This window comes from Neoroseomonas eburnea, assembly GCF_018129005.1.
GTDB classification, from domain to species: Bacteria; Pseudomonadota; Alphaproteobacteria; order Acetobacterales; family Acetobacteraceae; genus Neoroseomonas; species Neoroseomonas eburnea.
Genome location: NZ_JAAEDL010000024.1, coordinates 84,232 through 90,466, shown reverse-complemented (window position 1 = coordinate 90,466; position 6,235 = coordinate 84,232). Strand labels below are relative to the sequence as shown.

7 protein-coding genes are annotated in these 6,235 nt (G+C 75.3%); 5 read left to right on the top strand and 2 right to left on the bottom strand.

Annotated elements, in window-relative coordinates; genetic code table 11:
• From GXW74_RS20845 to GXW74_RS20825, 5 genes are all read left to right on the top strand, one after another.
• A partial coding sequence (locus GXW74_RS20845) for an energy transducer TonB (RefSeq protein ID WP_211848481.1) occupies positions 1–874 on the top strand: 874 nt, incomplete at its 5' end.
• 15 nt (positions 875–889) lie between these two features.
• Positions 890–1,927 (top strand): hemin-degrading factor, encoded by a 1,038-nt coding sequence (locus tag GXW74_RS20840; RefSeq protein ID WP_211848480.1) that lies wholly within the window; start codon positions 890–892, stop codon positions 1,925–1,927.
• Entirely contained in the window at positions 1,924–2,802 is an 879-nt protein-coding gene (locus GXW74_RS20835) for a heme/hemin ABC transporter substrate-binding protein (RefSeq protein ID WP_211848479.1), read from the top strand. The genes GXW74_RS20840 and GXW74_RS20835 overlap by 4 nt, the downstream gene beginning before the upstream one ends.
• Positions 2,793–3,875 carry a FecCD family ABC transporter permease gene (locus GXW74_RS20830; RefSeq protein ID WP_211848478.1) on the top strand — a complete coding sequence of 361 codons (1,083 nt, stop codon included), beginning with the start codon at positions 2,793–2,795 and terminating at the stop codon, positions 3,873–3,875. Before GXW74_RS20835 ends, GXW74_RS20830 begins: the two co-directional genes overlap by 10 nt.
• Positions 3,872–4,636: a heme ABC transporter ATP-binding protein gene (locus GXW74_RS20825; RefSeq protein WP_211848477.1), complete on the top strand. Its 765-nt coding sequence runs from the start codon at positions 3,872–3,874 to the stop codon at positions 4,634–4,636. The genes GXW74_RS20830 and GXW74_RS20825 overlap by 4 nt, the downstream gene beginning before the upstream one ends.
• A 4-nt stretch (positions 4,637–4,640) precedes the next feature.
• Here GXW74_RS20825 and GXW74_RS20820 read toward each other — a convergent pair whose 3' ends face one another.
• On the bottom strand, positions 4,641–5,009 hold the full coding sequence (locus GXW74_RS20820) for a winged helix-turn-helix domain-containing protein (RefSeq protein ID WP_211848476.1): 369 nt from the start codon (positions 5,007–5,009) through the stop codon (positions 4,641–4,643).
• A gap of 367 nt (positions 5,010–5,376) precedes the next feature.
• On the bottom strand, positions 5,377–6,231 hold the full coding sequence (gene modD / locus GXW74_RS20815; RefSeq protein WP_211848475.1) for a ModD protein: 855 nt from the start codon (positions 6,229–6,231) through the stop codon (positions 5,377–5,379).
• Positions 6,232–6,235: the final 4 nt, after the last annotated feature.

Below are 6,235 nucleotides of genomic sequence, written 5' to 3'. Positions count from 1 at the left end.
GCCAGCACCCGTCGCGGCCGTCGCCGAAGCGCCCGCGATGCCGTCGCCGGCACCCGTCGAGCCGGCGACGGCTCCCCCCACCCGCACTGCGGAGGCGCCCCCTGCGCCGCCGCTGCCCGCCGCCGAGGCGGCCACGATGCCGCCGGCCGAGTCCGTCGCAGCCGAGCCGGCGCCGGATGTCGCGGAGCCGGCCGCCGCCGCCATCGCCGAAGCGGCCGCGCCGACGCTGCCGCAACCCGCCGCGCTGCCGCTGCCTGCCTCGCCCAGCGTCACGGAGACACTCCCCGAGCCGCCACCGCTGCTCGTCGCCGACGCGGCCGCGGTGCCGCCGCCGCCGACCGAGCAGCAGGCCGCGCTTCCGCTCCCTCCGCCGCCGGCGCCCCCGCCCCCACCGGAGGACCCGCCGGCGGTCCGTCGCGTGGCGCAGGCGCCACACCCGGCCGAACCCGCGACGCGTCCGCCCCGCCGCCCCGCCGCCACGCATCGCGATGGCGGGACAATGACGGCGGCGGCATCCGCCGCGCCTGGCGGCGCAGCCGCCGCGGCAGGCGCCGCCGCGCCCTCGGTGGTGCCCGCGGCAGCGTCTGACGGGCCGATCCTGGTCACCGCCCCGCGCTACCGGCGCCCGCCACGCCCGCCGGACTACCCGTCACGCGCTGTCGACCTCGGCCTCACTGGCACCGTGGTCGTGCGCGCGCTCGTCTCGCCGGATGGCGACACTCAAGAGACGCGCGTCTGGCGATCCTCCGGCCAGCCCCTGCTCGACGCCGCGGCCATCGCCGCCGTGCGCCGCTGGGCCTTCGAACCTGCCCGTACCGCCGGCCGGCCCGTCCCGGCCTGGGTCGAGGTGCCTGTCCATTTTCGCCTCAACTGAACAAGGCCGCGACAGATGACCGCTCTCGCCGAACGCTACGCCACCCTGGTCAAGGAGGCCGGCAAGCCGATCCGCGCGCGAGACGCCGCCATGCGGCTGGGCACGACGGAGGCCGCCCTGGTCGCCAGCGGCGCCACCGGCCACGCCACGCCGCTGCGGCCGGACTGGTCCGCGCTGTTCGCCGCCATGCCCGAAGCCGGACGCATCATGGCGCTGACCCGCAACGAGCACGCGGTGCATGAGCGCAAGGGCCGCTTCGAGGACGTCTCCTCCGGCCCGGGCCACATCCTGGTGTTGGGGCCGGAAATCGACCTCCGCCTCTTCCCCGGCCATTGGGCCCATGCCTATGCGCTCGGCGGCGAGCGCCCCTCGATCCAGATCTTCGACAAGGACGGGGTTGCCGCGCACAAGATCTTCGCCACCGCGGAGACCGATCGCGACGGCTGGGCGCGCATCCTCGCCGCCTTCGCGGCCGAGGCCGCCCCGCCGCCGCCCGAAGCCGCCCCGGAAGCGGCCACCGTCACAGAGGAAGCCGCCGTGGACGGTGCCGCCCTGCGCGCCGACTGGCTCGCGCTGCGCGACACGCACGACTTCTTTCCCATGCTGCGCCGCCACCGCGCCACGCGCCGCCAGGCCTTCCACCTCGCCGGCCAGGATCTCGCGATGCGGCTGGCGCCCGGGGCCGGGTCGGGGGTGCTGCGCCTCGCCGCGGAGACGGAAGTGCCGGTGATGATCTTTGTCGGCAACCGCTCCGCCATCCAGATCCACACCGGCCAGGTGAAGCGGCTGGTGGATATCCCGGGCTGGTTCAACGTGCTCGACCCGGAGTTCAACCTGCATCTCCGCGAAGCCGGCGTCGCCGCGGCCTGGCGCGTGGTGAAGCCGACCGCGGACGGGGCTGTCACCTCGATCGAGCTGCTCGACGCCGGCGGGGAGGTGGTCGCGCTCATCTTCGGCGCGCGCAAGCCCGGCCAGCCGGAGCGCGAGGACTGGCGCCGGATCGCCGCCGCCGCGGCGGAGCGCCACCCCGAGCCGCAGGAAGCCGCCGCATGATCACGCGCCGCATGGTGCTGCCGGCCGTCGCGGTGGCGCCACTGGCCCTCGCACGCCGCGCCCGCGGCGCGACCCCGACACGCATCGTCTCGGTCGGCGGCGCCGTCACCGAGGCGGTGTTCGCGCTTGGCGCCGGCAGCCACGTCGTCGCCGTGGACCTTACCAGCCGCTTCCCCGCGCCGGTGCGCGATCTGCCGCAGATCGGCTACATGCGCGCCCTGGCGCCGGAGGGCTTGATTTCCCTGCACCCGGACCTGCTGCTGCTGTCGGCGGATTCCGGCCCTCCCCAGACCATCGAGGTGCTGCGGGCCGCCGGCGCGCCCCTGCGCATCATCCCCGAGGAGCCGAGCGGCCCTGGCGCCGCGCGGAAGATCCTGGCGGTGGCCGAGGCCCTGCACCTCGACGGCCGCCCGGTGGCGGATGCCGTGCTTGCGGACTGGGTGGCACTCGACGCACCGATCGCGGCGCTGCCGCCGGTCCGCGCGCTCTTCACCCTGTCTGCGGCACGCGGCGCGCCGCTTGTCGCTGGGCGCAAGACCCAGGCCGACGCGATGCTGCGTGCCTGCGGGGCCGCGAATGTCGCGCAGGGCTTCGAGGGATACCGGCCGCTGTCGGCCGAGGCTGCGGCGCAGCTCGCCCCCGAGGCCGTGGTGATGATGTCGCATGCGCTGGAAGAGACCGGCGGGATCGATGCGCTGCTCGCCATCCCGGCGCTGGCCGTGACGCCTGTCGCGCGGACGCGCCGCGTGCTCGCGGCGGACGGGTCCTATGTGCTCGGCTTCGGGCCGCGGGCGGCGCATGCGCGGCGGGACCTCGCGCTGCTGCTGCATCCCGGCGCGGCGCTGCCGCCCCTGCCGGCGCGGTCATGGACGTGAGCGCTTCCGTCGCCCTCGCCACGCCGCGCCCGCGGCGCGGCGTCGCCCTGCTGCCGCTCGGCCTGGCGCTGCTGGCGGCGGCGATGCTGGCGGGCGTGCTGCTCGGGCCGGCGCGCGTCACCGCTTCCGGGCTGTTCGCCGCCCTGCTGGATGCGCTCGGCCTGGCCGAGCTGCCGGTGGAACATGCGCGCGATGCCGCCGTGCTCGGGGTGGTGCGTGCACCGCGGGTGCTGCTGGGGGCGCTGATCGGCTCCGGCCTGGGCGCGGCGGGCGCCGCGATGCAGGGCCTGTTCCGCAACCCGCTCGCCGATCCGGGCCTGATCGGCGTCTCCGCAGGGGCGGCGCTGGCGGCGGTGGCGGCGATCGTGTTCGGCGGCAGCCTGTTCGGCGCCACGGCGGGGCTGGTGGGCCTGTGGATGCTTCCCCTCGCGGCTTTCGCGGGCGGCCTGGGCGCGACGCTGCTGATGGCGCGGCTGGGCACCGTGGGGGGCGTCACCTCGGTCGCGACGCTGCTGCTGGCGGGCGTCGCGGTGAACGCGCTGGCCGGCGCGCTGACCGGGTTGCTGATCTTCATGGCCGACGACCGGCAGGTGCGGGACATCACCTTCTGGACGCTCGGCAGCCTGGCCGGTGCGCGCTGGGCGCAGGTGCCGGTCGTCCTGCTGCTGGTCGGCATTCCCTCCCTGATGCTCTGCGCGCTGGCGCGGCCCTTCAACGCATTGCTGCTGGGGGAGGCGGAGGCCTTCCACCTCGGCACGCGGGTGGAATCGGTGAAGCGCTTCGCCATCGTCCTCGCGGCCATCGCTGTGGCGGCCGGGGTCGCCTTCACCGGGCTGATCGGCTTCGTCGGGCTGGTGGTGCCGCATCTCGTCCGGCTCGGCTTCGGCTCGGACCATCGGCTGGTGCTGCCCGGCGCGGCGCTGCTCGGCGGCGCGCTGCTGGTGCTGGCGGACCTGCTGGCGCGCAGCCTGGCGGCGCCGGCGGAGCTGCCGGTGGGCGTGGTCACGGCACTGCTCGGCGCCCCCTTCTTCCTCTGGCTGCTGCGCCGGCGCGCGGCGGGGGGCGCGGGATGATCGCGGCCGAGGGGCTGACGATCCGCGCCGGCCGGCGGCGGCTGCTGTGCGGGGTCACGCTGCAATTGCTGCCCGGCGAGGTGCTCGCGGTGGTCGGGCCGAACGGCGCCGGCAAATCGACCCTGCTGCGCGCGCTCAGCGGCGAGCTGCGTCCCGATGCCGGGGCGGTGATGTTCGAGGGGCAGGACCTCGCCTCCTGGTCGCCCGCCGCGCTGGCGCGGCGCCGTGCCGTGGTCAGCCAGCACGTCGCGCTGGCCTTCCCGATGGTGGCGGCGGAGGTGGTCGCGCTTGGCCGCCTGCCCTGGCACGGAACGCCGGCGGCGGCGCAGGACGAGGCAGCGGTGGCCGAGGCGCTGTCCGCCGCCGGGGTGCTACGGCTGGCCGGGCAGCCCCATGGCACGCTGTCGGGCGGCGAGCGCCAGCGGGTGCAGGTGGCGCGCGCGCTGGCGCAGCTCCATGGCGCGCCGGGGCCGGCGGCGCTGCTGCTCGACGAGCCGACGGCGAGCCTCGACGTGAAGCACGGCGCCGCACTGCTCGCGCTGCTGCGCCGGCTGGCGCGGCAGGGGCTCGCCGTGCTGGTCGTGCTGCACGATCTGAACGAGGCCGCCTTCGTCGCCGACCGTGTCGCCGTGCTGGCCGATTCCAGGCTGGTGATGTTCGGCACACCACAGGAGGTGCTGCGCCCGGCGCTGCTCGGCGACGTCTACGGCATCCCCTTCCGCGCGACCGGCGGCGTCCTGGCGCCGGCCTTCGCCGGATGAGGGGTCAGCCCCTGGTCCGGCGGAGCAGCGCGCTGAGGCGTGGTTCGGCCGCGCGGTGTGCCGCGCGTTCGATCGCGCGGTAGTCGGCGACCAGGTTGCGGCCGGCATCGGTCAGCGTGGCGCCGCCGCCGCGAAAGCCGCCGGTGCTGGCCGCCACCACCGGGGTCCCGGCAAGCTTGTTCAACTCATCCACCAGGTCCCAGGCGCGGCGGTAGCTCATGCCGAGGGCTCGGCCGGCCGCGGAGATCGACCCCTCCCGGTCGATGGATTCCAGGAGCAGGATCTTGCCGGGCCCGATCCTGCCCTGGGGCAGGTCGATGCGCAGGCTGAGCAGGCCAGCATCGGGCTGGCTGGCGGCGGGCGGGCGACTCATGGCGGTCAGCCTACCACCGCTGCCGGGCGCGCATCAGCCGGCGGAAGGGCGCGCCGTGCGCCTCCTGTCATATCGACGGCCCTTCGGAATGACCGGTGAGGGCGGGATTGGAGGGGCCCTGCCCCTCCAAGCCACCCCGCCAAAGGCCCGAGGCCTTTGGAAACCATCATCTGGTGCCGCGCGGTTCAGGCAGTCCCATCGTTTCGGAGCGCGATTCGTGCGCAAGGGCGGATTTCGGCACTGATCCTGACAGTGGCGCACGGCGCCAGGTATCGGCTTCCAAAGGCCTTTCGGCCTTTGGTGGGGAGAGCCCGAGAGGGGCAAGGCCCCTCTCGGTTCCACAGGTCAGGCAAACGGGCCCATGGCATCAGTGGGCGGTGCCGGTGACGGCAACCGAGACGTCGGCCGGTGGAGCGGCATAGGCGGCGGAGGTGACCAGCAGTTCGGCACCCGCGGCGGCGTAGGCCGTGGCGTTCGCCTCGGTGATGCCGCCGGTGACGGCGATCAGCGGCCGGCGCGGCAGGCCGGCGATGGCGCGCACCGCCTCCGCCACCTGTTCGGGCGTGAGCTTGTCGAGCTGCACGCAATCGACGCCGGCGCCGGCGAACCACACCGCCTCGTCGACGCTATCCGCCTCCACCGCGATCTTCCGTTCGGGCTGAGCGGCGCGCAGCGCATCGACCCAGAGATGCGGCGGCGTGCGGCCGAGGAAGGCGCGGTGCTGCGGGAAGACCAGGATGCTGTCCGAGAGACCAAGCCGGTGCGGGATGCAGCCGCCGGCCATGATCGCCTTCAGCATCACGTCCTTGGCGCCGGGCAGGTGCTTGCGCGTGCAGGCCACCGTGATGCCGGGCCGCCCCTGCCGCGCGGCGCAGAGGATGCGGCGAGCGCGGGTGGCGATGCCGGAGGCGGCCTCGATCAGCGTCTGCGCGACTTTCAGGCCGCGGTGCAGTGCCGCGGCGTCGCCTTCCGCGGTCAGCAGGTCGGCGCCGGCCTCGACCTGCGCGCCCGAGCAGGCCGTCCGCCGCGTGGCATCGCAGCCGGCGAGCCGCATGATGCGCTCCGCCTCCTCCACGCAGCAGACGGTGACCGTCGTGCGGGTGCGGAAGACCGCCCGCCCGGGGCGAAGCGCGATGCCGAGGCCGAGCGTGGTGACGTCACCATAGGGCACGTCCTCGCGCAGCATGGCGAGCAGCCGGTCGTCGGGGATCGGAAAGGGCATCTCG